This is a genomic window from Burkholderia sp. MS455, from assembly GCF_016899445.1.
Lineage (GTDB): Bacteria > Pseudomonadota > Gammaproteobacteria > Burkholderiales > Burkholderiaceae > Burkholderia > Burkholderia pyrrocinia_C.
On the sequence record NZ_CP041778.1, the window covers coordinates 2,211,940 to 2,234,586 of the forward strand.

Sequence of the window (22,647 nt, forward strand, 5' to 3'; positions counted from 1 at the left end):
ACAGCAACTTCCGGCTCGTTCTGTTATTCCACCGGATCCAAGATTCCCACGGGTCGAGCCACACGTTCTTCGCCTCTCGGTCTTGCTAGTCAAGCAAACCGTCGATCCCTCTCTGGCAGGATCAAATGAAAAATCACGCCGATCATTCAAACGTGGTAACGCAGCTAACCAGCGTCCCCTTTTTGCTCGCGATAAACGCGGGAATTTACCGGAGCAACGGATGAAACGCCCTCTCCATGTCGTCCTACTGCATGCCTACAGCCGTAGCAATTCCGGCGACGGACTGCTCGTCGATCTATCCATCGATCTGCTGCGTGAAGCATTCGGTACCAACGTGCGCACGACCATCGTAGCCGCGGATCCGGATTCGTTCGCGGGCTCGGATCGCTCGATTGGCGCGCCGGTGCTTGCGCAGCGTAGCGTCGCCGGTCGCCTTGCAGCAGCCGTGCGCGGTCCCGCCACGCTCTCGGCCGTGCTCGCCGACGCCGACTTAATCGTCGGTGTCGGCGGTGGTTACTTACGCGCGCTCACGGTCGCCGAAGCGCTGCGGCTTGAGGTCGGACATCTCCTCCAATTGCGCGCCGCACGAGCATCCGGCAAGCCCACAGTCTATTTGCCGCAAAGCGTTGGTCCAGTGCGTGCCGGCTTGCCGATCGCATCACGCGCGTGGCAGGCACGCGTTGCCGCGCTGCTCGGCGAGTGCGCGACTGTGTTCGTGCGTGACGATCGCTCCTTCGCGATGCTGAGCGGTAATTCGAACACGCGTCGCGCACCGGATCTGGCGGCGCTCGCGTTCGGGATGCAGCGCCCGCGTCCGGCCATCTCCCCAAACGCGCCAGTGCGTCACGTCGCTCTGGTTCTACGCGCAGCACCGCGCTGGAGTCGCGCGCAATGCGCACACTATCGCCGCGCAATCGATCGATTGATTGCGCGGATCGCGTCTCGCAGCCGGATTTCCCTCGCGGTGCAAAGTAAAGGGCGCGGCAACGACGATACAGCGTTTTACCGGCAGTTCGGCGTCGCTCGTCCGCTACCAGCGTTACGCCATATACTTGCGGACGATCCGCCTGACTTCGTTGTGTCGGTGCGTCTGCATGGTGCACTCGAATCGATTTTGGCAGGTGTACCTGCATTCCACCTGAGCTACGAGCGCAAGGGCTTCGGCGCCTTCGCGGACCTAGGACTCGACGATTGGGTTGTCAACGCGGCCGACTTCGATGCCGATGCGGTTGCCGACCGCCTGTACGCACCGAGCGCCGCGTCACGCTTTTGGACCGCAGCGACGAACCGCGCCGATGCTTTACGATACAAACGCGCGGAACTGATCGCCGCGCTGCGCGACGCCGCAGGAACTGCAACATGCTGATCCGCATCGCGATGCGGGTGGTCGCGCTCGGTGCGAAATTCGCGCTGACGATTGCGATCGCACGCATGCTCGGTTTCGCGGCGATCGCCGACTATGGACTCGCGATCGCGATCTCGGTGATTGCATCGAAGGTGCTCGGTCTCGGCTTCAGTGCGGAGTTGAACCGGCGGCTTGCCCTGCCCGCGCCGCGGCAAGCGATCCGTGACGCACGCACGATCGCAATCGTGTATGTGCTCGCGTATCTGGTGCTCGGCTCGGTCGTGTTACTGGTCCGATTCAAAGGCGGTTTAGCTGCGTCGCACGTATCGGCATCGACGCCGTGGCTCACGATCGTTGCGGTCGCAATCGCCGAGCACTATGCGTTTGAGTGCAACACCTACGTGTTCTCGCTGCACCACACTCGCACCGCATCGCTCATGCTGTTCGTGCGCTCCGGCGTCTGGCCGGCACTGGCGATGGCCGGACTTGGGTCCGGCGTGATCGTCAGGCTCGATACGGTGCTGCTGCTCTGGATTTCTATAAACAGTGTTGTCATCATCTGGGCATGGCAAACGCTCATCGCTGTGGCCACCGCTTCGGAGCCAGCGCCCCGTCGCGTCGACGGACATCGCGATACGCTTCGGCTGTGGCGCGACGGCCTGTCGTTCTATGTGGGTGCGGCGCTCCTCGCAAGTCTGCAGTATGCGGAACGACTGATCGCCGCGCCGCTCCTCAGCGACGACGCGCTCGGCCGCTACGTGTTCGCTTGGTCAATCGCGAACGCGATTCAGACCATCGCGTTCGCAGCAATTGTGTCGACCGCCGGTCCTGCGCTCGCCAAGGCAGCCTCGGTTGAATCGCGCACGTTTGCGCCAACGCTACGGCGCGCGCTGTACGTGTCGCTGCGCTTGACGCTGCTGCTATCGGGTGGGATCCTCCTAGTCCGTGAGCCGCTATTTCGCCTTGCGCATGAGCCGCTCGACTCGAATGGTACGACACTGCTTACAATCCTGCTGCTATCGTTTGTGCTGCGCGGCACAATTGACCTGCTGTGGGCAGCCGCGATCGCCCTGCGGGTCGGCCGCACATTCGCGCTCGCCACTGCCCTGCTTGGAGCTGGCAGCCTGCCCATCACATGGTACGCAATCCGTGCGCATAGCGCGTTGGGCGCCGCATGCGGTCACCTGTTGACCAGCGCGCTGCTCGCAACGGGATTCGGCTGGCTGCTCATCCGTGTGGGCGCCAATGGCCGGATCGCGTGCGTGCCGTTGCGATCGGAGGCGAAGCACGATGCGCTATGACGGCACACGAAATCGTTGGCGATTAAGCCGTGGCATAGTACGCCTTGTTGCAAGCTGCTACGCGTTCGGCTACTTGGTGCTGTACCGTAACGCAGGCGCGCTGCTGCCCGAGTTTATCTTCCGTGATGCAGAGAAGATCCAGACGCAGATGAGTGGTGCCGATACCTTTGCCGATACATCGTTCGATGCGGTCGGCAAGCTGTATGGATGGCTCGGCGGCGGTGTCGACGCCTTCATCGCAGGAATTGGCGTGTGTTTTATCTGGGCGATGCTGCGATCGGCGACCAGCTTCCGGCTCATGGCCGCGGCGCTTGTGTTGTCCTTGCCATGCGTATTCTTCAATCTGTTCGTTACCAGCAAGGACACCTTGGTGGTGCTGATGTCGTTGCTTGTTGTGTGGGCCGGTCGTCGACTCGCCGGGCGCGGCTCACTAATTGCCATACTGGCGCTTTACGGCGCGTACGCGTACTTCATCCGCAGCTACTTCGCGCTGATCGCGGCGATCGCGTTTGCATGTGTGATGTCTCGCCGGCTGTCGCCGCGCGGCCGGTTTGTGCTCTGGGCCGCCACCACTCTGTCTTTCGCGCTGCTCCCAAACTGGGTCTACTACGCACTGCTCCATCCGCGCGATATGGCGGTCGACTACCTGGTATACCAGTCGCCATTCGGTGTGCGCACGAGCTTCTACAATCCGGTAGATCCATCGTCATTCTCTGGTTTCGTCATCGACTACCTGTATGCGATTGGGCGACTTAATCTCGCTCCGCTGTTTTCCCCTGGCCCGAAAGAGCTCGTGATGCAGATTTTCGTTACGCTCGCCATCGGGCCTGCACTGCAAGTGCTGCGACGCGCCTGTGTCGCAGCGGATCATTCACCGGACGCCGTGTTCGCGAGTCTCGTACTTGGACACGTCGCTGTGTCGATGCTGTTCGAGCCGGATCTCGGTAGCTACATCCGACATCTATCGAGTGTTGCGCTGCTACCGATGTGCCTGCTCGCGCGACGCATGCGGCCCACATGCTCGGCGGTCGACTCAGGGCCTGCGCTGCCTGGCACTACCCGATGATCGCGAAGCCGGATCGACCGAGCCCTCGACACGCGGCAGCTCAGCACTGGCTACGCCGAGCGATGGCTTTGCCAGCCCGCTGACTGTCACGAGCCCGTAGTTGCGCTGCGTCTGGTCTGACCCGCTCGCCGAATCCTTCCACTCGTAGATCGATACGATCGGCATCCCTGTGTTGGGCAAGGCTTTAAGGAATTCGCTTACCTGTTCAGCTTGACCCGTGTTGCCGCCAGTGGCCGGGATCGACGGTACTCCCCATTCGGTGATGACCACCGGCAGTCCGTAGCGTTCTTTCACGTCCTCGCTGACCGCGGTGATTTGCGAGGCGGACAACCCATAAGCGTGATACGACACGGCCCCTAGGCACCCTGGAGCGCGCTGCAGCACCTGGGCGAGCAGCACATCAGGCACTGAGCCGTTAAGCGGCGGTCGCGAAAAGCCCAGCCCAAGTATCGGCACCGAGGTGCTGAGCGCTCGCCATTGCGCACAAGCAGCTAGCATAAACGGCGCAAGCGTGGCTTCCACCTGACCGCTCGGCCAGTACTTTGTCAGATCCGGCTCGTTCAATAGCTCTATTGCGAGCAATTGACTTGCATGGGCCTGTTCGAGCGCAGCAACTTCGCGCCCAAACGCAGCACCAACGCTCGACAACGCGTCACCATGCTGCATCGGATCGACCGACAGCTTGCCGAACGGGCGCAGTGGGCGCACGGTCATCAGCACACGAAGGTTCGCGGACCGAGCATACTCGAATGCGGCCTCGACTTGCCTTCGATACGCGTCCGACCCAAGACTGTCGGTCCAGACGCCGAATCGGACGAATTGGAAACCGGTTTCGCGAATACGAGCAGCATCGGCCGCAGTGAAATCGCGTATCCTAACTTGAACGCCAACGCGCAACTCGCCGACCGTCGTCCTTAGAAGTTGGGGGGGCGCAGTATTTCGCTGCGCAACCGCTGCGAAGGCAACGCTTGCCATCAGTATCGCAACAACCGCGCGACGCAGTAGTGCTAAAATATACGAGGTGGGACCGATACGCAGGAGCAGCGATCGCACACCCTGCTGAGATAGACGATATGAGTTCATGAGATTAACTCCCGGGATAGGCGGTGCGGTGGCACCCCTATGTCTTTCGTCAATGTTAGATCCTATGAAGCGAGGGCCTCGACAAGCTGACGCCTAAAATTGGCGTGCTGGGGTTTGCTTAATGCGGCACCGCTTCGGACAGCGGATCCTACGAATGCCTTGCCCCCTTGCCGAGCAAATTCGCGTGAGAACAGCCTACTGTCAGTCATCGCCTCGAGTTGATCGTGCAGGATGCCCATCTGTTTTGCTGCTTCACGCAAATAACGGTCCGCTTGCCGGATAGTGTCGATATCTTGGTGGCGCTCCGCACGTGCCGACGCTGCAACAATCGCCCCTGTCAAGGGTGCGACAAGGTAAGGAGCGCCGGGCTCTTCATCGTTGAATCGTCGAGTCCAACCGGGGTGGTAGCGCGCAAATATTGAAAAATAGGCATAAATTTCGCTGATTGCGACGCTTAACAGTGACACATGTTCCGTTGGCAGCCTCATCTTTTCATTGCAATAATGACGTGAATCGAATAAATGAGTTCCGGGCGAGTATAATATAGGAGGCCGGCTATTCCACTGTGGCGACGAGCGTTATCGCCTAAATCAGAATGCAAAAAATCAATCCTGCCCTGCTGGGGAAGAGGCAAACATCAAGTGACCGAACGTACGCTATGTTTATAGCTTGGCGTATGAGAAATCGCAAGTCAGCTGTAATCGAATGAAGTCGAGCCACAATCATCGGCAACACCGAACCTAGCGAGTGACTGGTATCGCCAATAGGAAATTGGTCCGGGATACCTCGACGGTAAGCCCCGGCGAAGTCATCTTGACGGGACCGATCGTCGAGATGGTCAAGCGTCGGCTGGAATCCAGCGATGGGGCAGCAGCTGTGCGATGTCGATAGCACGGTGGGTCGGCAACCGGGTCAACACGTCTTTCAGGTAAGCCAACGGATCGTGTCCGTTCAGTTGTGCGGAGCGGATCAACGTCATGATCGCGGCTGCACGCTTGCCCGCGCGCAGCGATCCGACGAACAACCAGTTCGACCTGCCGATAGCCCATGGGCGGACCTGGTTTTCCACCCAGTTGTTGTCCGCTGGCAGATGCCCGTCGTCCAGATAGCGCGTGAGCGCCTCCCAGCGTTTCAGACTGTAATCGAGCGCCTTGGCAATCGCCGAGCCCTCGGGGACACGTTGTCGCTGCTCGAGCAGCCAGGCGTGGAGTGTGTCCGCGATCGGTCGAGCCCGTTCCTGACGCACGATACGTCTTCGGTCGGGTTCAAGTGCCACTACATCACGTTCCACTTCGTACAGCGCGCCGAAGTACCGCAGCGCCTGCGCGGCGAGCTCGCTTTGGTGCTTGACGTGCAGGTCGAAGAACTTTCGGCGGGCGTGGGCGAGGCATCCGATCTCGGTGATCCCGTTTTCGAAGCCAGCCTTGTAGCCGCCGTAGTCGTCGCACACCAGCTTGCCGCGCCATTCGCCCAGGAAGGCGCGCGCGTGTTCGCCGGCACGACTGTCGGCGAAGTCATAGATCACCGCTTTCAGATCGGTGAACTGCGTGGTGCTGTACGCCCATAGATAGGCGCGATGGGTCTTGCCTTTGCCCGGTGCGAGCCTCTGTACCGGCGTCTCGTCGGCGTGCAGCACGTGCTGCTGCAACAGTTCCTGCTGGAGCGCGTCGACCAGAGGCTGCAATCGCACGCCGCATACCCCGACCCAGGCACCGAGTGTCGATTGCGGTATCGCCAAGCCCGCACGTGCAAAGATGCGCTCCAATCGATAGAGCGGCAAGTGATCGGCGTACTTTGCCACCAGCACCCACGCGAGCAGCGCAGCAGTCGGGATGCCCTTGTCGATCACCTGCGGCGCAACCGGCGCCTGCACCAGCGTCTCACATGCTTTGCACACCCACTTGCCGCGGATATGCCGCTCGACCTTGAACACGCCGGGCGTATAGTCCAGCTTCTCGCTGACGTCCTCGCCGATGCGTACGCGCTGGCAACCACACGCGCAGGTTGTATCGTTCGGTTCGTGATGGATGTCGGTGCGGGGGAACTGCGGCGGCAGAGGTGCACGTTTCGGTTGCTGACGCGCCTGGCTGGCTCGCTTCTCCGGTTGCAGCGCTTCGAGCTCGGTTTCAATCGCCGCCAGATCCGCGTCGATCGCTTCGTCGAGCAGGCTCATTTGCTCTTTGTTGAACTGTTCGCTGCGCCTACCGAACTGCTGCCGCTTGATGATCGACAGCTCGTGCGTGAGCTGATCGATCCGCGTTTGCCGATACCGCAGCTCCCGCTCCTTCTCATCGACCTCGCGGTCCTTCTCCCTAACCTCGACGATCAACGCCGCAGCCAAGGTGCGGAGCTGTTCGGGACTGAGGGCGTCGAGGTCGGATGGCAGGTCCATGGCAACCAGTCTGCCAGACGCCAACCCGATACGGAAGCGGAACAGTTTACGTCCGGCACAGCATCATAGGACGGTGATCGCGTGGTCCGGCGTGAGCGTGCGCCACGGCAATCCCGCCACCAACGCGCGCAACTGCTCCGGATTCAGCGGCAGCGCGATCGCTTGCTCACCGTTGGTCCAGACGAATCGCCCCTTGTTCAGACGCCGTGCGGCAAGCCACACACCCAAGCCGTCGTAGACCAACACCTTCATCCGCGTCGATTGCCGGTTGGCAAACAGATATGCATGGTGCGGCCGCACCGCGCCGAACACCTTGACCACGTGCGCCAGCAACGTATCGACGCCGGCACGCATGTCGACCGGCTCCGTCGCCAGCCAGATGGTATCGATGCGAATCATCGCAGCCAGTCCTGTAACCACGTCGCACATTCGCCGGCCGCTGACACGGGCCAGCGCACCGTGACCGTCGCGGCTCCCCGATGGATTTCGATCCGGATGTCAGCGCAACCCGATGCGTTAGCCGGTGCGTCGAGTTGCAACGGAACGAATGCGGCAGGAACGCCCTTCGTTTCGACAGACTCCGCAGGCGCCCCCGACGCCTCTCGCGTAGCCGCCACCCATCGACGCAGCAGATTGGCATTCAATCGGTAGTGCAGCGCCACCGCCGCAATCGACACGTGCGGCTGCATCGCCGCGCGGATCGCCTTCTCCTTGAATTCCTTGCTATGTCGCCGACGACCCCCGGTCGGGCGAAGCTTGTCGTCAAGTGGCGTTGCCTTCGTCATCATGTACACCTGTCCATCAAAAATTTTAATGGACACGATGCTCCTTGCTTTCAATGGCCGCCTTCAAGATGACTTCGCCGGGGGCTTACGAATGAAGCGATTTTAGAGGCGGTGGAGCCGACGCGGCGCCGCAGCCAAAGCAAAGAATTCAAGGAGAAGGTGATCCGAGCGGCGATGCAGCCCAACGTGTCGATCGCAGCGGTCGCGCTGCATTACCGGTTGAGCGCGAATTTGCTGCGTCGGTGGGTTGCCGCACGGGACCTCCGTGCGAATAGTGTGCCGTCCGTAGACGATCAAGAAATGCATCGGTGTGATGAGCCGGCAGCCCGCCGGATTCGCTGACTGTGCGTGTCGCATTCATCTGATCTCTCCTGGCCGGCGCCATAGCCAGCCGGAGAAATCATACGTTTATGCCGACACAGCGATCATGAAATGCCATATCCACCGCCACGCGCATGCACGACGCGGCATAATCGGGGAGTCGGCATAACTGGTTTCATGCCGCTAGCGGCATGAAACCAGTTGTTATCTGCAGGCAGATGCCCATCATCCAGATAGCGAGTAAGCGCCTCCCAACGCTTCAGGCTGTAATCGATCGCTTTGGCGATCGCCGATCCATCGGGGACGCGTTGCCGCTGCTCGAGCAGCCAGGCATGGAGCGCATCGGCGATCGGTCGAGCTCGTTCTTGACGCACGATGCGTCTTCGCTCGGAGTCAAGCTCAGCCACATCACGTTCCACTTCATAGAGCACTTTGTTGCCCCGTCTAGATGGGTGCTCGCCACGGATCGACGAGCCTGAGCGCCGAGTGACCGGGTGGGGGCGTCCATTCCATTAACGCCGCTCCCCGCTGACAGCCTCACCATGTCGGGTAAGGAGGAGGAAGTGTCGACTGATGATGCGCGATCCAATCGCCTTGCCATACAGTAACGTGCGGAAGTTCCGCAACATTGGGATCCCCACCGGTCACGACATGGACGCCAGCCGTCGTGACTCCTTTAATCGTTCGCGTAAGACGGACCGTACAGTCCGAATTAATCGAATACGTTCCGGAAATGGCTGCGATCGTGAAACCGGTCGGCGTGGACGTCTTTTCGGTGCCGGAGATCGCACCGTTGTTATAGGTCAGCGACTCGATGGTCGATACGGGATTGCCCAGATTATCGTGCCCCTGTTCGATTCCATTGGTCGCGATGCCATTGAGCGAAAACCCGCTGCCACACGCGTTGGCCCCCACCGGATCGACCGTACGCACCATCTGCAAGGCTTCGTCATAACCAGCGTCCGCATCGAGAACTGCGCCACTGTGTGCCAGCCCACCCGTATCTACATCGTTCACATCCAGGTTATAGGTGGACGCTTGACCGTTCAGTGTCAGGTTCAACGTTCCGTTACCGCAGTCAGTAATCACATAAGTGCCCGCGCTCTGAACGATGCCTGAATCTTGCACACCCGAGTTAGTCGCCTGAAACAACCGTGCCGCAGTAATATTGCCATTGCCATCAGCGACAACTGCCGCGCGTCAAACAAGATGAGAGCAGCGCGTCAATCAGGAAACGCTTGCCAGCGTCAATCAACATCGGCATTATCATTTCTGCCGCGACATTCTCAAGCTGATTGTCGCGCGTCTCTCATCCAGATTGTCGCGCCACAGCATCGACCTCTGCCGGCAGGCGCTGCGGGGCGACGCCCCGTGATCGATCCAGCCGGCCGGCTGCCGCGTCGCGTTCATGCTCTTTTCGGCCGCGCGGCGGTGTCGCCTTTTGGCGGGGTCTTCGTGCGCGGGGCGGTCGCCAGACCCGCGGAGGCAGCCAGCGGCCGCCGCGGCGCCTCGAGCGCCGACGCCACGCGCATCAGCTCGTCGAGCTGCGCATGCTGGCTCGAGTTAACGGCCTTCAGTGCGAGCGCCTCGCCGACCGCCTGCTGGCGCGTCGCGCGCTCGCTGATGAGCTCGGCCACGAGTCGCGCTCACTGTCAAGCGCGGTGATGCGGCGCTCGGCAAACTTCAGCTGCGAAGTGAACTGCGCGTGTTCTTTCTTCAGAGCCTCGCGCTTGTAGGCAGTTTCCTGCAGCAGTTGTTTCGATAGCGCCTCGTACCGCTGCTGCGCCTGGGCGAGTCCTTCTGCGTGCGCTCGCTCAAGCGACGCCCGTTCGGCCGTGGCGGCCTCGAGGTGGGCCTGCCGGCCTGCAGCGTCGCGTCGAGCGCGGCATACCAGTCCCGTATCAGCGTGTGCTGCGCGCGCAGGTCGGCCAGCTCCGCGTCGCGGCCGGTGAGGGCTGAACGCAGTTCGGTGACTTCCTGCCAAAGCGCGCGCATCTGTTCGGCGTTATCAGGTGGCATGCCAGGCATCGCGATCTCGACGAGCCCTGCCCGTACGACCTCGGCCTCGATCGCGTTCAGCGCGCGGGCAAGGGTGGCCGGGTCGCCGGCACCGAGGCGCGTGCGCGCCTTGCGCACTGACACGAGTTGCCGGAAGCGCGCGCCGGTCAAGGGCGCCGCGTCACCCGCCTCGGCGAGCATCGCAGGCACGGTGGAGCGACTCTGGTCAGGGGTGGCGGCAGCCGGACGGGGCATGCGAGGTTCCGGAAAGGAGACGGGCGAATTTCCGGCCAATTATTCCATCTTCGTCCGCAGGCCTTCCATACCATGAGACCGATAGCCGGCAATCTATTGCCGCAGCGATGAAACATGACACCATGCCGATGAGCAACAGCTTTTAGGCCAGCCTCGCCGAAGAAGTAATCTCTGACGGCCACCAGCTTGGCTTGGTCAAAGTTGTTCATAGTCCCTTCAGGTCGGAGTCCAACCTTCCGGGGGCAGCGCTGTAGTTCATGGCCCCATTTTTTGTGAATATTTCTTGAGTTTTCCATTATTCGATCTATATTTTCGGAGTACGAAATTCTTGTTCCGATAAATCCTGCGCCGGCACTGGCCGGGAGTCGCTCAAGTGATTCACAAAAGTTCCGTTTTGCTTTCTATTAAGCAAACATTTATTTTTTATCCGTTGGGGGAGAGACATGAAGCAGATTGGCCGTTTTATCCTTTTCCGTCATGGATTGATTGGCATCGGACTCAGTGTCTTGGGTACTCCGGTAGCTTACGCATGGACGGATGATACGCCCGTAAGTGCCAGCCAGTGCGGTGCCGCTGATGTCAATGATGTCGGTACGGTGATTGAGAACTGCAAGGTCTCCAATGCCTCGGTCCCCTACGTGACGATTGCGGGCAGCCCCGTCCAGCTATCAGCGCTGCCCAATACTGTGGGTGGTGTACCGTGTTCAGTGATGGCGCTGAATAACGCGGCGGCGGGTCAGGACACGATCGTGGGCTCATGTCGAGATGCCAAAAACGTATCGCAGGCAGTAGCCTGGTCATCTGGATCGCCCAATACACCGAGACAGCTAATGCCCTATTCCGGGGTATTGGCGATCATTGGTGGGGGCGTCAAAAGTTCCATCGACGGGGTCAACCTACAGGGCGTTGTGATCGGCGAAAGTATTGACGCGAACGAGACTCGGTTACCCGTCTATTGGGCACCAGGGGCGAATGCCGCGACGCCGCTAAATGCACTGCTCGCTCTCCAAGCAAACTGCGTGCCGACTGATATCAATGACGTGAAGCAACCGTCTGTCGTGGGCAACTGTCCGGCTGGAGACGGCAGAACCAACGGTGTGCTGTGGCCATCGCTCGCATCGCTTTCTTATACCGTGCTACCCGCACCGGCTGGCGCAAGCTACTGCAGCGCCCGCCAGATCAATCTGAATGGTCAGATTCTTGGCGAATGCATTTATGGTAGCGACACCTACCGTGCGGTCGTATGGGGCTCCGGGGGCACCGGCCCTACGGTGCTACAGACGATCAATGGCAATCTGACGCTGCGCACGGTTGGCGTGGAACTAAACGATGCAGGTTTGGTCGCGGTCAATTTCTTGGGAAGTCAATCCCATGCGGGCTTTCTCGAACCAGCACTGTGGAATCCAGCTAGTGGAGCCAATGCGTCGTCCATCGCACTGCCGTCCGGTGCTATCCATGGCACGGTGAGTGGTCTCGGCAACAACAACAAACTGGTGGGGAATTTTGAGACCGTGAGTGGTGACGTACATCCGTTCCACGTTGAGCCGAACAGTCTGGTGGCGGTTGATGACGGGGCGCCGGCAGGTGGACCGAGTGCTGGAGTAGTCGCGTGGTCCAAATCGGGGGTGTATGAGGCGGTGACCGCTGAGGACAGTAATCAGCATTTGCATGCGGAGGTCCAAACGATTCCGTAACCGGAGGTCAACGTGGCACTGTCGTGGTCGGATAAATCGATGCGGGGTTCATATCAATGGGGAGGAGTAGAGATGAACCAGACATGTAGAGGAAATGGCTGGCGTGTTGCGTTGTCGGTGGTGATATTAATTGGCATTCGTCACACTCATGCGCTAGCTGACAATAGTTTTCGCGGTAACGGGTATCAGGAAAGCGCGGCACATACGGGCGCATCCGATGGTGATTATTACGACTGCAAGCGCCGAGCCGAGGAATTCGGATTGGTGGTGGGAAAGAATGCCAACTGTATTTATGGGAAGTTATCCAAGCGGAATTCGGATGCATCGACCGATATGGGGATAATAAAAGCACTCGGAGAATTTGATAATAAGGTGCTTTTGCGCGCAATGGAAGAGCAGCATGGTAGATTTTAAATTAATCGAATTAAATGATTTCGTTAAATGGTCTGGGATGTGAGGCTGCCATAAATCGATGCCGGCTTCGTGCCAGTGGGGAGAGTAGAGGTGAACCAAGCATGTAGAGGGAAAGGTTGGCGTGCCGGGTTGTCGTTGGCAATATTGATTGGCATTCGCCATACTCATGCGCGTGCTGACAATAGCTTTCCGGTAGCAAGTATCAGGAAGGCAGGGGTTTCCAGCGGATTCCCGTTTTGAATACGAACAGGATTCCGTCGAGCGCCGCACGATCGGATACGTGCAGACGACGAGGATCGCTCTTGGCGCGAGGCTTCGCGGCCGGCAGCAATGGTTCGATCAGTATCCATAGTTCGTCGTCAATGATCGGCGCTTCCATCCCTGGGCTACCGGTGTTCTGGTGCCCAAGGTTAACACCTCGCCGAGGAAGCAAACAGTCCCTTCACAGATTTTTTAAGCTGATCTCTAAGAAAACTTGCGTCATTCGATCTTATATTATTTAATTCCATCCAAAGCACTGTTGATTAGGAATGCATTGATATTGCACAAAACCGCGTTCTCTCGATCTACCATTTGTATACAACGGACGAGATCAGCAAAATGTTAATACGATCTTTGCAATTGCGACGCGCCTTGGCCAAGATACGACACGTCTTTGCCCGAAATGAAAGACACGTCATCTGGATCACTCTGGCGACGCCAGCGGTTGGCACGGCTTTGGCAGTCACGTTTCTCGTGAACGGCATCATCCAGCCAACCACGGTAGAAATCACCGTGGCGGTTACATTGTATCTGCTAACTGGTCTCGGAATCACGATTGGTTTTCATCGACTGTTTGCCCATCGCGCCTTTACTGCACCGACCGGCGTCCGTCTGATGCTCGGTATCCTCGGCTCAATGAGCGCTCAAGGTTCGCTCCTGTTCTGGGTCGCGACTCACCGCCGTCATCACGCCGCGACCGACCGCGCCGGCGACCCGCATTCCCCATACTTTGCGGACGGCATCGCGATCGGTCGATGGTGGGGCCTGCTGCACGCGCACCTCGGCTGGATGCTCAAAGTAAGTTCTGCCAGCGGCTGGAACAGGATCCCGGACTTGCTGAACGACCGGATAGTGCTGTTTGTCAATCGCTGGTATTTCGCGTGGGTCGGCCTGGGTCTTGCACTTCCCGTTATTATCTCCGGCCTCTGGTATGGAACCTTCGAAGCGATGGTCAGTGGATTGTTGTGGGGGGGGCTGGTACGCATCTTCGTGTCCCAGCAAGCAACGTGGAGCATCAACTCACTTGCTCACGTCGCCGGTATTCGCAGATTCGTTACGCAGGACCAGAGCCGCAACAATGCGCTCGTCGCGCTCATTTCTCTTGGTGAAGGGTGGCATAACAACCATCACGCCGCTCCTATGTCAGCCCGATTCGGGCACGCCTGGTGGGAAATCGATCCCGGCTGGCTGACGATTCGAATGCTTTCACGCTTCGGGTTGGTTAGTGATGTTAAGAGCAATCGTCAAGACTGGTGTACGCGGGTCGGGCGGCATGATCAGGCGGCTAGCGCTTGAGGAGCCGGTGTGCTTTCCATCACCGGGGTGCCGTCCTTGAAGGGAATGCCCTTCAGAAGCGGTTCGATCCTGTCGACGCCGCGGATCTTCCTCCAGGTCTGCTCGGCCGCTTCGATCAGCTTGAACGCCATCGCGAGGAAGGTCGAGCGCGACAGACAGTTGCGCGTGCGGCTCGTGCGGTGGCGCACCGTCGCGAACGTCGATTCAATCGGATTCGTGGTCCGCACGTGCTGCCAGTGTTCGGCCGGGAAGTCGTAGAACGCGAGCAGTGCGTCGCGGTCTTTCGTGAGCTTCTCGACGGCCTTTGGGTACTTGGCCGCGTACGTGTCGACGAACTGGTTGAACGCGGCGATTGCGTCGGCTCTTGTCGCGGCATTCCAGATCTCGGCGAGCGCAACCTTGGCCTTGCCGTGCTGCGATTTGGGCATGACGTTGAGTATGTTGCCGATCTTGTGAAACCAGCAGCGCTGGTGCCGTGTCTGCGGGAACACCTCTTCAAGCGCCGCCCACAGCCCCATCGCGCCATCGCCGACGGCAAGCAGCGGCGGCGCCTGCAGACCTCGTTTCTTCAGATCGAGCAGCAGCTCTTTCCAGGATTCCTTCGATTCGCGATAGCCGTCGTTGAGCGCCACGCGCTCCTTGCTGCCGTCCGGTTTCACGCCGATGATCACCAGCAGGCACTGCCCGTCCGAATCCTCTGCGCGGGCTTGCGTATGGATGCCGTCGGCCCACCAGTAGACCCAGCGCGAGGTGGACAGGTCGCGCTTGTTCCACTTCTCGTACTCTTCTGACCAGGCGGCCTTCAGGCGGCTCACGACGCTCGCTGACAGCCCTTTAGCCTGTTCGCCGAGCAGCTCGGACAGTGCGTCGCCCATGTCGCCGGTTGAGACTCCTCGCAGGTACAGCCACGGCAGCGACGATGACACGCGCGGCGACTTGCGCACATAGGGCGGCACGATCGTCGAATTGAACTTGATGCCGGAGCCCGAACGATCGCGGACCTTCGGCACCTGAACGGGCACCGGACCGACTGCCGTGACGATCTCGCGCTCTGGCAGGTACCCGTTGCGCACGACAGCGCGCCGGCCATCGATCGTCTTCACATTCGAATACTGTTCGAGCATTGCCGCCAGTTCCGCCTCGATTGCCTGCTGGATGATCCGCCGCGCCCCTTGCTGGATCAGATCGTCCAGGCCGGGCGTACCCTTGATGTCTGCTTCTGTTGTTTGACTGCCGCTCGTATCCTGCGTAAGTTTCGCCATGGTGGTGGAGTTCGATTGAGGAAGTGTTACCGTGAGAAGCAACATTCTCCTTCAATCGCCACCGCCTTCTCCTGCCTCAACCCTACGCCGCATACACCACTTTCAACGATAGCTCTGATGTTAAAGCGCCCCGGTCCGACCAGCTTGACAAACACGGCCTTCCTCCCTCGTCGGATTCAGACAACAAGGTACATGATGACACGTACACAAGACACCATTGAACATTGGCTCGTCGAGCGAGTGAGCATGCTGTTAAAAACTTCTGCGGCCGATGTGGACGTCAATGAGCAACTGATCTATCTGGGTGTCACCTCGAGTCAGGCACTCGCCCTGACCGCCGACCTCGAAGAGTATCTCGGCTGCCCGATCGATCCAGCAGTGATGTGGGAGTTTCCGACGATCCGACGTCTGGCCGAGCGATTCGCCTGCACCTCACCGTCACCTACTCCGCGGGGATAGAGATGGACTGTCATGTGCGCGACTACCCGTACCCTGCACCGGCGCACCCTCGTTTACAAGATGTCTTGCGGCACCTTGCGCAGACGAATTCGGATGCGATTGCACTCACCTTCGTCAGCTATCCCAACGGGAAAGAGCAGGAGGAGTCCATCAGCTACCGCGAACTGGATCACCGCGCGGGCGCAATCGCTGCGGGACTCGCAACCTATGCAGCACCTGGTGAACGGATTCTGCTCGCGCATGAGCCTGGACTGGCATTCCTGGAGGCTTTCTTCGCCTGTCTGTACGCTGGAGTGATTGCGGTTCCACTGCCCCCATCGACTATCCGCAATATTCACCGGCTTACTGCAATCGCCGGCGATGCAGATGCGCGCGCGCTCGTCCTTACGCAGGTGCAGGTGACTCGCTCAGCAACGACCGGGCAGCTACCATTGCCAGTGTTCGACAACGAGATCCTTGCGCGCCCTGCTCATCCCTGCTTCCATCCACCGAGCAAGGACTCGGATTCGATTGCGTTTCTTCAATACACCTCTGGGACGACGGGTAACCCGAAAGGTGTCATGGTGCAGCACCGCAACCTGATGGCCAACCTGACCCAGTTGCACATTGCGACTCAGATCAATTCGTCTGATATCTCTGTCACCTGGCTCCCTCATTACCAGAGCTATCGTTGAAAGTGGTGTATGCGGCGTAGGGTTGAGGCAGGAGAAGGCGGTGGCGATTGAAGGAGAATGTTGCTTCTCACGGTAACACTTCCTCAATCGAACTCCACCACCATGGCGAAACTTACGCAGGATACGAGCGGCAGTCAAACAACAGAAGCAGACATCAAGGGTACGCCCGGCCTGGACGATCTGATCCAGCAAGGGGCGCGGCGGATCATCCAGCAGGCAATCGAGGCGGAACTGGCGGCAATGCTCGAACAGTATTCGAATGTGAAGACGATCGATGGCCGGCGCGCTGTCGTGCGCAACGGGTACCTGCCAGAGCGCGAGATCGTCACGGCAGTCGGTCCGGTGCCCGTTCAGGTGCCGAAGGTCCGCGATCGTTCGGGCTCCGGCATCAAGTTCAATTCGACGATCGTGCCGCCCTATGTGCGCAAGTCGCCGCGCGTGTCATCGTCGCTGCCGTGGCTGTACCTGCGAGGAGTCTCAACCGGCGACATGGGCGACGCACTGTCCGAGCTGCTCGGCGAACAGGCTAAAGGGCTGTCAGCGAGCGTCGTGAGCCGCCTGAAGGCCGCCTGGTCAGAAGAGTACGAGAAGTGGAACAAGCGCGACCTGTCCACCTCGCGCTGGGTCTACTGGTGGGCCGACGGCATCCATACGCAAGCCCGCGCAGAGGATTCGGACGGGCAGTGCCTGCTGGTGATCATCGGCGTGAAACCGGACGGCAGCAAGGAGCGCGTGGCGCTCAACGACGGCTATCGCGAATCGAAGGAATCCTGGAAAGAGCTGCTGCTCGATCTGAAGAAACGAGGTCTGCAGGCGCCGCCGCTGCTTGCCGTCGGCGATGGCGCGATGGGGCTGTGGGCGGCGCTTGAAGAGGTGTTCCCGCAGACACGGCACCAGCGCTGCTGGTTTCACAAGATCGGCAACATACTCAACGTCATGCCCAAATCGCAGCACGGCAAGGCCAAGGTTGCGCTCGCCGAGATCTGGAATGCCGCGACAAGAGCCGACGCAATCGCCGCGTTCAACCAGTTCGTCGACACGTACGCGGCCAAGTACCCAAAGGCCGTCGAGAAGCTCACGAAAGACCGCGACGCACTGCTCGCGTTCTACGACTTCCCGGCCGAACACTGGCAGCACGTGCGGACCACGAATCCGATTGAATCGACGTTCGCGACGGTGCGCCACCGCACGAGCCGCACGCGCAACTGTCTGTCGCGCTCGACCTTCCTCGCGATGGCGTTCAAGCTGATCGAAGCGGCCGAGCAGACCTGGAGGAAGATCCGCGGCGTCGACAGGATCGAACCGCTTCTGAAGGGCATTCCCTTCAAGGACGGCACCCCGGTGATGGAAAGCACACCGGCTCCTCAAGCGCTAGCCGCCTGATCATGCCGCCCGACCCGCGTACACCAGTCTTGACGATTGCTCGAGGTCATCGCCGACGTGGCGCAGCCAGCAACCGCCACGATCATGCTGAAGCTTATCGGCCTGGATCCGAATCTCTGGCGTGAGTACGCTGCCCCCTACCATGATTTCTCGTTCCGACGGGTCCCGTCGGACGTTGCGGCACGCCAGCTCTACCATATGTCGCAGCGGCTTATCGAAGATGTGAAGCGAGTGCGCCAAGCGCCGATTGAGGGGACATTGCTAGCCGACCTGCTACAAAGGCCATTCAAGGAACGCCCACTAAGCGACGAAGAGATCGTTACGATCATCACCACCTTGTTCGGTGCAGGCTCAGAGACCGTGCAAGCGTCGATTGGCACCGCAGTGGTTTATCTTGGCGAGCATCCTGAGCAACGCCGCCGGCTAATCGAGGAACCGGCCCTTATCGTGGGTGCAGTCGAGGAATTTCTGCGCACGCTTGCCGCCCAGCCGTGCATTGCTCGCACGGTAACTACCGACTACAAGCTCGGTGACGTGCAGTTGCGTAAAGACGATAAGGTACTGCTTTTCTGGGCGGCAGGCAATCTCGATGCGGACCGCTTTCCAGCACCATTCGAAGTCGATTTCGAGCGACATTCCAATCCGCATTTGTCGTTTGGAGCGGGCACGCACAAATGCTTGGGGATGCATCTCGCACGAATCGAAATTGCCACATGCATCGAGGCAATTCTTGAATTGATTCCAGATTACAGGCTACGGGAGGACGAATTGTGTCTGGCACGAGACTGCTCGCTGATATTTGGGTTCGAACGCATTCCAATTGAGTTTCAGGCACTGGGGTCCCCTTGATCAAGCTGCGCGACTCGATCGCCACCTTGCAGACGGACCTTGATGCGTGGCTCGACCAGTACAACAATGAACGAGAGCATCAGGGCAATGGTGTTACGGCAAGACGCCGATGCGCACTTTCCTCGATTCGCTCGATCTCGCCAAGGAGAAACTCATCCCCCATTGACGACTTATTCTTTGTCGGCCCGACTACCTGTCAGATCGAGTCCTGGCTAATACAACCCAGGCGACCGAAGTTGCCGTTCGAGTGGGCGTGCTCAACCGCATGGCCGAACTCGCCCGCCCGCAGTCCGTCCGCATCGCCTGAGATCATGAACAAAGGCACGACTTCATCCTCACGCCTGTTTTATGCAACGGCGCCGCTCAGATCGATCATCGCATCCAGGCGGCTACGGAAGAAGTCGTCGGTCATCTCGGCGTCCTCAATTCCCAGGTTTCAATTCAGATCGATATTCGCTCTGGGAGTTCTGCAGCGCCCAAATTCCGCTCAACCCGTTGGTACATCAGCCTCAGCAGCGTTTTGCTGACACGACAATTTTTACAATTTTCTTACAGTGAAATAAGACGAACGTTTACCGCTTGTAGTTCATGCGTAGCATGTACCACCTCGAATTCGACTTTCTGGCCTTCTCGTAGCGCCTTGATGCCTTCGCTTGTGATTGCCGTGAAGTGTACGAACACCGCCTCCCCACTCACGTCCAAGGTGATACTGCCGTAACCCTTGTCTACGTCGAACCAATTGACAACGCCTATCATCATATTGCTCGCTCTCCGAGATGGCCGTCAGTCGCTCACTAACGACGAGAGTGCTCCACCCAGGTCACAGTGCAACCGCATCGAAATTGATTGACAGTCGCCGCGTGCAAGAGCTCTCGCCGAGAGCGGGATCAACATCGCCCACATTACCTCATCAGTTCAGCATTAGTCAGGCATGCCACTTTTCAATTGCAATAACTGCATTTGTTCCACCAAACGCAAACGAATTGGAAATTGCCGATCGGATTGGGCGGTGGTTCGCATAGTTTGGCGTGACGTTGAGCGCACACTGCGGATCCAGGGTGTCGAGATGAATCGTTGGGGGAACAACATCATGCATAATCGCACCTAGCGTAGCCACCAATTCTAGAGCACCAGCTGCGCCAATTAAATGCCCATGCATCGATTTTGTAGACGATACAGATACCTGTTTCCCATGTGTGCCGAATACGCGCCCAATAGCACGCATCTCCATTTCATCGTTTGCTCGCGTGCCAGTACCGTGTGCATTCACATAATCAACGTCCTCCGGCCTCCAACCAGCATCTCGCAACGCAAGTTCGATTGCGGCGGACATTCCGCTCTCGCTAGGGAGCAGCATATCCCTTGCATCACTGGACATGCCTACTCCTGATACTTCACATAGAATGGGGGCATCCCGCCGACATGCATGCTCGTCAGTTTCTAAGACAAACATGGCTGCCCCTTCTCCAAGCACAAGCCCCGATCTGTTGGCAGAAAACGGGCGACACGTATCGTCCGACAATACACGCATAGCCTCCCATGCCTTGATGAAACCCGGAGAAAGACTTGCCTCAGCGCCACCAACTAAGGCAACATCGATAATCCCCGCTCGGAGCAGATGAACGGCCTGCGCAAACGCGTGATTGGACGATGCACATGCGCTAGACACGACGAAGCTTGGACCGGTGATCCCATGTCGAATGCTAATATGGGATCCTGGCGCGCTCGGCATAATACGCAAGATTGTCGATGGATCAAGTTGGTGCTTATTGTTGCGATAGATATCTCGAAATCCCAAATCGCGAGCGATTTCGCCTCCGTTTGCCGTTCCAATGATGAGTGCTGTGCGCGATGCCAGTTGAGAATTTTTTGTAAAATCAAGCTGCGCGCTTTCAATTGCCTCATCTGCAGCTACAATTGCGAACTGCGCAACTCGATCAAGTACCCGAAGCATTTTTCGATCAAACTGCTGGGCTGGATCAAAATCATTCACCACCGCGGCAATCGTTGATCTCAGCACGATCCCCGAATCCGCATCGAGATGCAATCGTTGGATGCCGTCACGGCCTTCAACCATTGCCTGCCAAGTTGAAGCCATATTTATGCCCAACGGACTTATACAACCAGCCCCACTTATCACGATACGGGGTCGTCGGCAGGCCATGCTATACTCCTATGCGAAGCTGTTTTTCCAAATATTCAATCAGTAATTGTGGTGTAGAATTTTCGAAATCAGGGATCGGCAAAGGAAAATTGAAATTGTACACTCTTTCGCACTCAGCAATAAAACCTATCAGATCGAGGGAATCGAGATCAATTTCTTTGATTGGCTTATTCAAATCCGCCTCCGCGATATTAATATTATTTGCCGACGCATATTCGAATAGGTGTTGTTGTAAAGATCGCATTTTATTCCTCATTTTTCACAAAATGCTGATATAAACTACGCACCAAGGAGAAGTGTTGCGGAAAGTCTTCCCAGATTGCGGTCGCGAGCCACGACGACGCAGTCAATCAAGCAAGTATTATCAATAATTTTCTTAATTCGAAGATGGAAATCTAATGGGGTTGAGAGTGATGCGATCGTTTCAGTTTCGATGTCGGCCCGCTCGACCGTAAAAGACTTGATTCCACCCATTAAAGTGGAAATTAGATGAGCCATCGCCTGGCTAACGGCATACATCACGACAGCTACCGGCCAAATTGGAAAATTCAAAAAATGACCCGAGCTATGGGTGTAACCAGGATGGCGTAGGCTTGCGATCAATTTGTCTTTTTTAACTGACGTATATTCTAACGGCAACCTAAGGCCATAGGGCGACACTCCGCAAAATGGCACCTCATCGACCTTAAAAGGGCGCGCAATCATTTGGAATACGTTAGCAGGTACGGCATGATACCGAACATTGAGTGCTCCAAGCACGTTTTCATCCGACACCAATTCAGTGCATGCTACGACGAAATTCCGATTACGATTTTCAACCCGCGCTCGCGCCGTGAGTACTCCAGCGTTTCCTCGATGAACATCTCCCGAACTCCGAACCCACGTTGCGCGATCGACGAGATAATATATGCACGCACCCCCATGCCGCCCATCGTCGGTTAAAGCGGCTGCACATGAACCCAGAATTGCAAGATGCCGACCGGCTTCTGCCGTCGAAATTGTGCCGCCCTCAATGCCAAGAGGTTGCTCGGGAATGATGTCGCCATACACTGTCCATTCGGATAAATCACGCCTGTAGAGCGAAGAAAATGAAAAATACGGTGGACTGACGGCGATCAGCTTGTAAATTTCCTCGAGATCAACTGACATCACCGACCCAAGTGAACATTGTCGACGAGGTTGCATATCAACGCCCTCCTTCACGGTAGAGTACGCACGGTCCCAGAACGCCTTTTCTAATCACGAATAGCCCGGGGTCGTCGTGGCAGCATCGCCAACGTCGCAAGCCAATAAATTCACACCCGATATCGTCACCCGCTACCCTCAGCTCGTGTTCAGGAAGATTTTTCATCTTCTCGAACTATTCCTGCCGACATGCATCAACTGCGCCAGATCAACTGGGGGATGTTGGCGCATTCACAATCCCTTCACTCTCTACAATAACTGTCAGTCAGATTAACCGTCACACCAAACTCATGCGACCTCCCGCCTTGCACTTGCTGATGTTGACCAACTTAGTAAATGTATGGCACACACCGATTGATTTTGCCCTTCTGATTCTAGTGGAAAACAGCCCCTTTATTACATTGGACCCCATTGAGAAAGAGCCCCGACTATTGCTCTACGCGCTTGCAAGATGGGATCC

23 protein-coding genes and 3 pseudogenes are annotated in these 22,647 nt (G+C 58.1%); 12 read left to right on the plus strand and 14 right to left on the minus strand.

The features are described from left to right. Window positions 1-220: 220 nt before the first annotated feature. From FPJ27_RS14670 to FPJ27_RS14680, 3 genes are read left to right on the plus strand one after another with little or no spacing between them, the layout of a single operon-like run. Entirely contained in the window at window positions 221-1,366 is a 1,146-nt protein-coding gene (locus FPJ27_RS14670; RefSeq protein WP_204421593.1) for a polysaccharide pyruvyl transferase family protein, read from the plus strand. Then, the gene (locus FPJ27_RS14675; RefSeq protein WP_204421594.1) at window positions 1,360-2,646 is read left to right on the plus strand and encodes a hypothetical protein; all 1,287 of its coding nucleotides are present in this window, start codon (window positions 1,360-1,362) and stop codon (window positions 2,644-2,646) included. The genes FPJ27_RS14670 and FPJ27_RS14675 overlap by 7 nt, the downstream gene beginning before the upstream one ends. After that, complete coding sequence (locus FPJ27_RS14680; protein WP_204421595.1) at window positions 2,636-3,712, plus strand: hypothetical protein; 1,077 nt, start codon at window positions 2,636-2,638, stop codon at window positions 3,710-3,712. Before FPJ27_RS14675 ends, FPJ27_RS14680 begins: the two co-directional genes overlap by 11 nt. Here the strand turns inward: FPJ27_RS14680 and FPJ27_RS14685 are convergent. The 5 genes from FPJ27_RS14685 to FPJ27_RS14705 all read right to left on the minus strand — a co-directional run bounded on the left by FPJ27_RS14685 (window position 3,680) and on the right by FPJ27_RS14705 (window position 8,008). After that, window positions 3,680-4,795 carry a glycosyl hydrolase gene (locus FPJ27_RS14685; protein ID WP_204421596.1) on the minus strand — a complete coding sequence of 372 codons (1,116 nt, stop codon included), beginning with the start codon at window positions 4,793-4,795 and terminating at the stop codon, window positions 3,680-3,682. The two genes, FPJ27_RS14680 and FPJ27_RS14685, sit on opposite strands and share 33 nt — an antisense overlap. 62 nt (window positions 4,796-4,857) lie before the next feature. Beyond that, a complete protein-coding gene (locus tag FPJ27_RS14690; protein WP_204421597.1) occupies window positions 4,858-5,283 on the minus strand; it encodes a hypothetical protein in 426 nt (141 codons plus the stop codon). A 350-nt stretch (window positions 5,284-5,633) separates the two neighbouring features. Beyond that, window positions 5,634-7,187: an IS66 family transposase gene (locus FPJ27_RS14695; protein ID WP_204421549.1), complete on the minus strand. Its 1,554-nt coding sequence runs from the start codon at window positions 7,185-7,187 to the stop codon at window positions 5,634-5,636. A gap of 63 nt (window positions 7,188-7,250) precedes the next feature. Beyond that, on the minus strand, window positions 7,251-7,586 hold the full coding sequence (tnpB, locus tag FPJ27_RS14700) for an IS66 family insertion sequence element accessory protein TnpB (RefSeq protein ID WP_204421598.1): 336 nt from the start codon (window positions 7,584-7,586) through the stop codon (window positions 7,251-7,253). Further along, window positions 7,583-8,008 carry a transposase gene (locus FPJ27_RS14705; RefSeq protein ID WP_239483192.1) on the minus strand — a complete coding sequence of 142 codons (426 nt, stop codon included), beginning with the start codon at window positions 8,006-8,008 and terminating at the stop codon, window positions 7,583-7,585. Before FPJ27_RS14705 ends, tnpB begins: the two co-directional genes overlap by 4 nt. A 138-nt stretch (window positions 8,009-8,146) precedes the next feature. Between FPJ27_RS14705 and FPJ27_RS36490 the strand changes: the two genes are divergently transcribed. Further along, entirely contained in the window at window positions 8,147-8,314 is a 168-nt protein-coding gene (locus FPJ27_RS36490) for a hypothetical protein (protein ID WP_239483200.1), read from the plus strand. 182 nt (window positions 8,315-8,496) lie between these two features. Here the strand turns inward: FPJ27_RS36490 and FPJ27_RS14715 are convergent. From FPJ27_RS14715 to FPJ27_RS36500, 4 genes and pseudogenes are all read right to left on the minus strand, one after another. Beyond that, window positions 8,497-8,721, minus strand: a pseudogene (locus FPJ27_RS14715) (transposase); the annotation flags it as partial. Between the two features lie 109 nt (window positions 8,722-8,830). Continuing rightward, window positions 8,831-9,355: a hypothetical protein gene (locus FPJ27_RS14720; protein WP_204421599.1), complete on the minus strand. Its 525-nt coding sequence runs from the start codon at window positions 9,353-9,355 to the stop codon at window positions 8,831-8,833. Between the two features lie 344 nt (window positions 9,356-9,699). After that, window positions 9,700-9,930, minus strand: coding sequence for a hypothetical protein (locus FPJ27_RS36495; protein ID WP_239483201.1), 231 nt, complete (start codon window positions 9,928-9,930; stop codon window positions 9,700-9,702). Between the two features lie 79 nt (window positions 9,931-10,009). After that, complete coding sequence (locus FPJ27_RS36500) at window positions 10,010-10,492, minus strand: DNA-binding protein (RefSeq protein ID WP_239483202.1); 483 nt, start codon at window positions 10,490-10,492, stop codon at window positions 10,010-10,012. Window positions 10,493-10,989: 497 nt separating this feature from the next. Here FPJ27_RS36500 and FPJ27_RS14730 point away from each other — a divergent pair, with 497 nt between their 5' ends. After that, on the plus strand, window positions 10,990-12,240 hold the full coding sequence (locus tag FPJ27_RS14730) for a hypothetical protein (RefSeq protein WP_204421600.1): 1,251 nt from the start codon (window positions 10,990-10,992) through the stop codon (window positions 12,238-12,240). 72 nt (window positions 12,241-12,312) lie between these two features. Continuing rightward, complete coding sequence (locus FPJ27_RS14735) at window positions 12,313-12,654, plus strand: hypothetical protein (protein WP_204421601.1); 342 nt, start codon at window positions 12,313-12,315, stop codon at window positions 12,652-12,654. A 205-nt stretch (window positions 12,655-12,859) separates the two neighbouring features. Here FPJ27_RS14735 and FPJ27_RS14740 read toward each other — a convergent pair. Further along, window positions 12,860-13,033, minus strand: a pseudogene (locus FPJ27_RS14740) (transposase); the annotation flags it as partial. Window positions 13,034-13,254: 221 nt separating this feature from the next. Here FPJ27_RS14740 and FPJ27_RS14745 point away from each other — a divergent pair. Beyond that, window positions 13,255-14,211 carry an acyl-CoA desaturase gene (locus FPJ27_RS14745; protein ID WP_204421602.1) on the plus strand — a complete coding sequence of 319 codons (957 nt, stop codon included), beginning with the start codon at window positions 13,255-13,257 and terminating at the stop codon, window positions 14,209-14,211. Here the strand turns inward: FPJ27_RS14745 and FPJ27_RS14750 are convergent. Then, window positions 14,193-15,518, minus strand: a complete 1,326-nt coding sequence (locus FPJ27_RS14750; RefSeq protein WP_239483157.1) for an IS256 family transposase — start codon at window positions 15,516-15,518, stop codon at window positions 14,193-14,195. The two genes, FPJ27_RS14745 and FPJ27_RS14750, sit on opposite strands and share 19 nt — an antisense overlap. 147 nt (window positions 15,519-15,665) lie before the next feature. On the opposite strand from FPJ27_RS14750, the gene FPJ27_RS14755 reads away from it, so the two are divergent. From FPJ27_RS14755 to FPJ27_RS36505, 5 genes and pseudogenes are all read left to right on the plus strand, one after another. Continuing rightward, window positions 15,666-15,932 carry an acyl carrier protein gene (locus FPJ27_RS14755; RefSeq protein ID WP_204421603.1) on the plus strand — a complete coding sequence of 89 codons (267 nt, stop codon included), beginning with the start codon at window positions 15,666-15,668 and terminating at the stop codon, window positions 15,930-15,932. Between the two features lie 14 nt (window positions 15,933-15,946). Continuing rightward, window positions 15,947-16,606, plus strand: coding sequence for an AMP-binding protein (locus tag FPJ27_RS14760; RefSeq protein ID WP_204421604.1), 660 nt, complete (start codon window positions 15,947-15,949; stop codon window positions 16,604-16,606). A gap of 57 nt (window positions 16,607-16,663) precedes the next feature. Further along, complete coding sequence (locus tag FPJ27_RS14765; RefSeq protein ID WP_239483157.1) at window positions 16,664-17,989, plus strand: IS256 family transposase; 1,326 nt, start codon at window positions 16,664-16,666, stop codon at window positions 17,987-17,989. A 36-nt stretch (window positions 17,990-18,025) separates the two neighbouring features. Beyond that, on the plus strand, window positions 18,026-18,838 hold the full coding sequence (locus FPJ27_RS14770; RefSeq protein ID WP_204421605.1) for a cytochrome P450: 813 nt from the start codon (window positions 18,026-18,028) through the stop codon (window positions 18,836-18,838). A gap of 17 nt (window positions 18,839-18,855) precedes the next feature. Next, window positions 18,856-19,004 (plus strand): annotated as a pseudogene (locus FPJ27_RS36505) (IS481 family transposase); the annotation flags it as partial. Between the two features lie 383 nt (window positions 19,005-19,387). On the opposite strand, the gene FPJ27_RS14775 reads toward FPJ27_RS36505, so the two are convergent. The 3 genes from FPJ27_RS14775 to FPJ27_RS14790 form a co-directional block, all read right to left on the minus strand. Next, on the minus strand, window positions 19,388-19,597 hold the full coding sequence (locus FPJ27_RS14775; RefSeq protein ID WP_204421606.1) for a cold-shock protein: 210 nt from the start codon (window positions 19,595-19,597) through the stop codon (window positions 19,388-19,390). A 166-nt stretch (window positions 19,598-19,763) separates the two neighbouring features. Next, complete coding sequence (locus FPJ27_RS14780) at window positions 19,764-20,936, minus strand: beta-ketoacyl-[acyl-carrier-protein] synthase family protein (protein ID WP_239483203.1); 1,173 nt, start codon at window positions 20,934-20,936, stop codon at window positions 19,764-19,766. Window positions 20,937-21,281: 345 nt separating this feature from the next. Then, window positions 21,282-22,151, minus strand: coding sequence for a hypothetical protein (locus FPJ27_RS14790; RefSeq protein ID WP_204421609.1), 870 nt, complete (start codon window positions 22,149-22,151; stop codon window positions 21,282-21,284). Window positions 22,152-22,647: the final 496 nt, after the last annotated feature.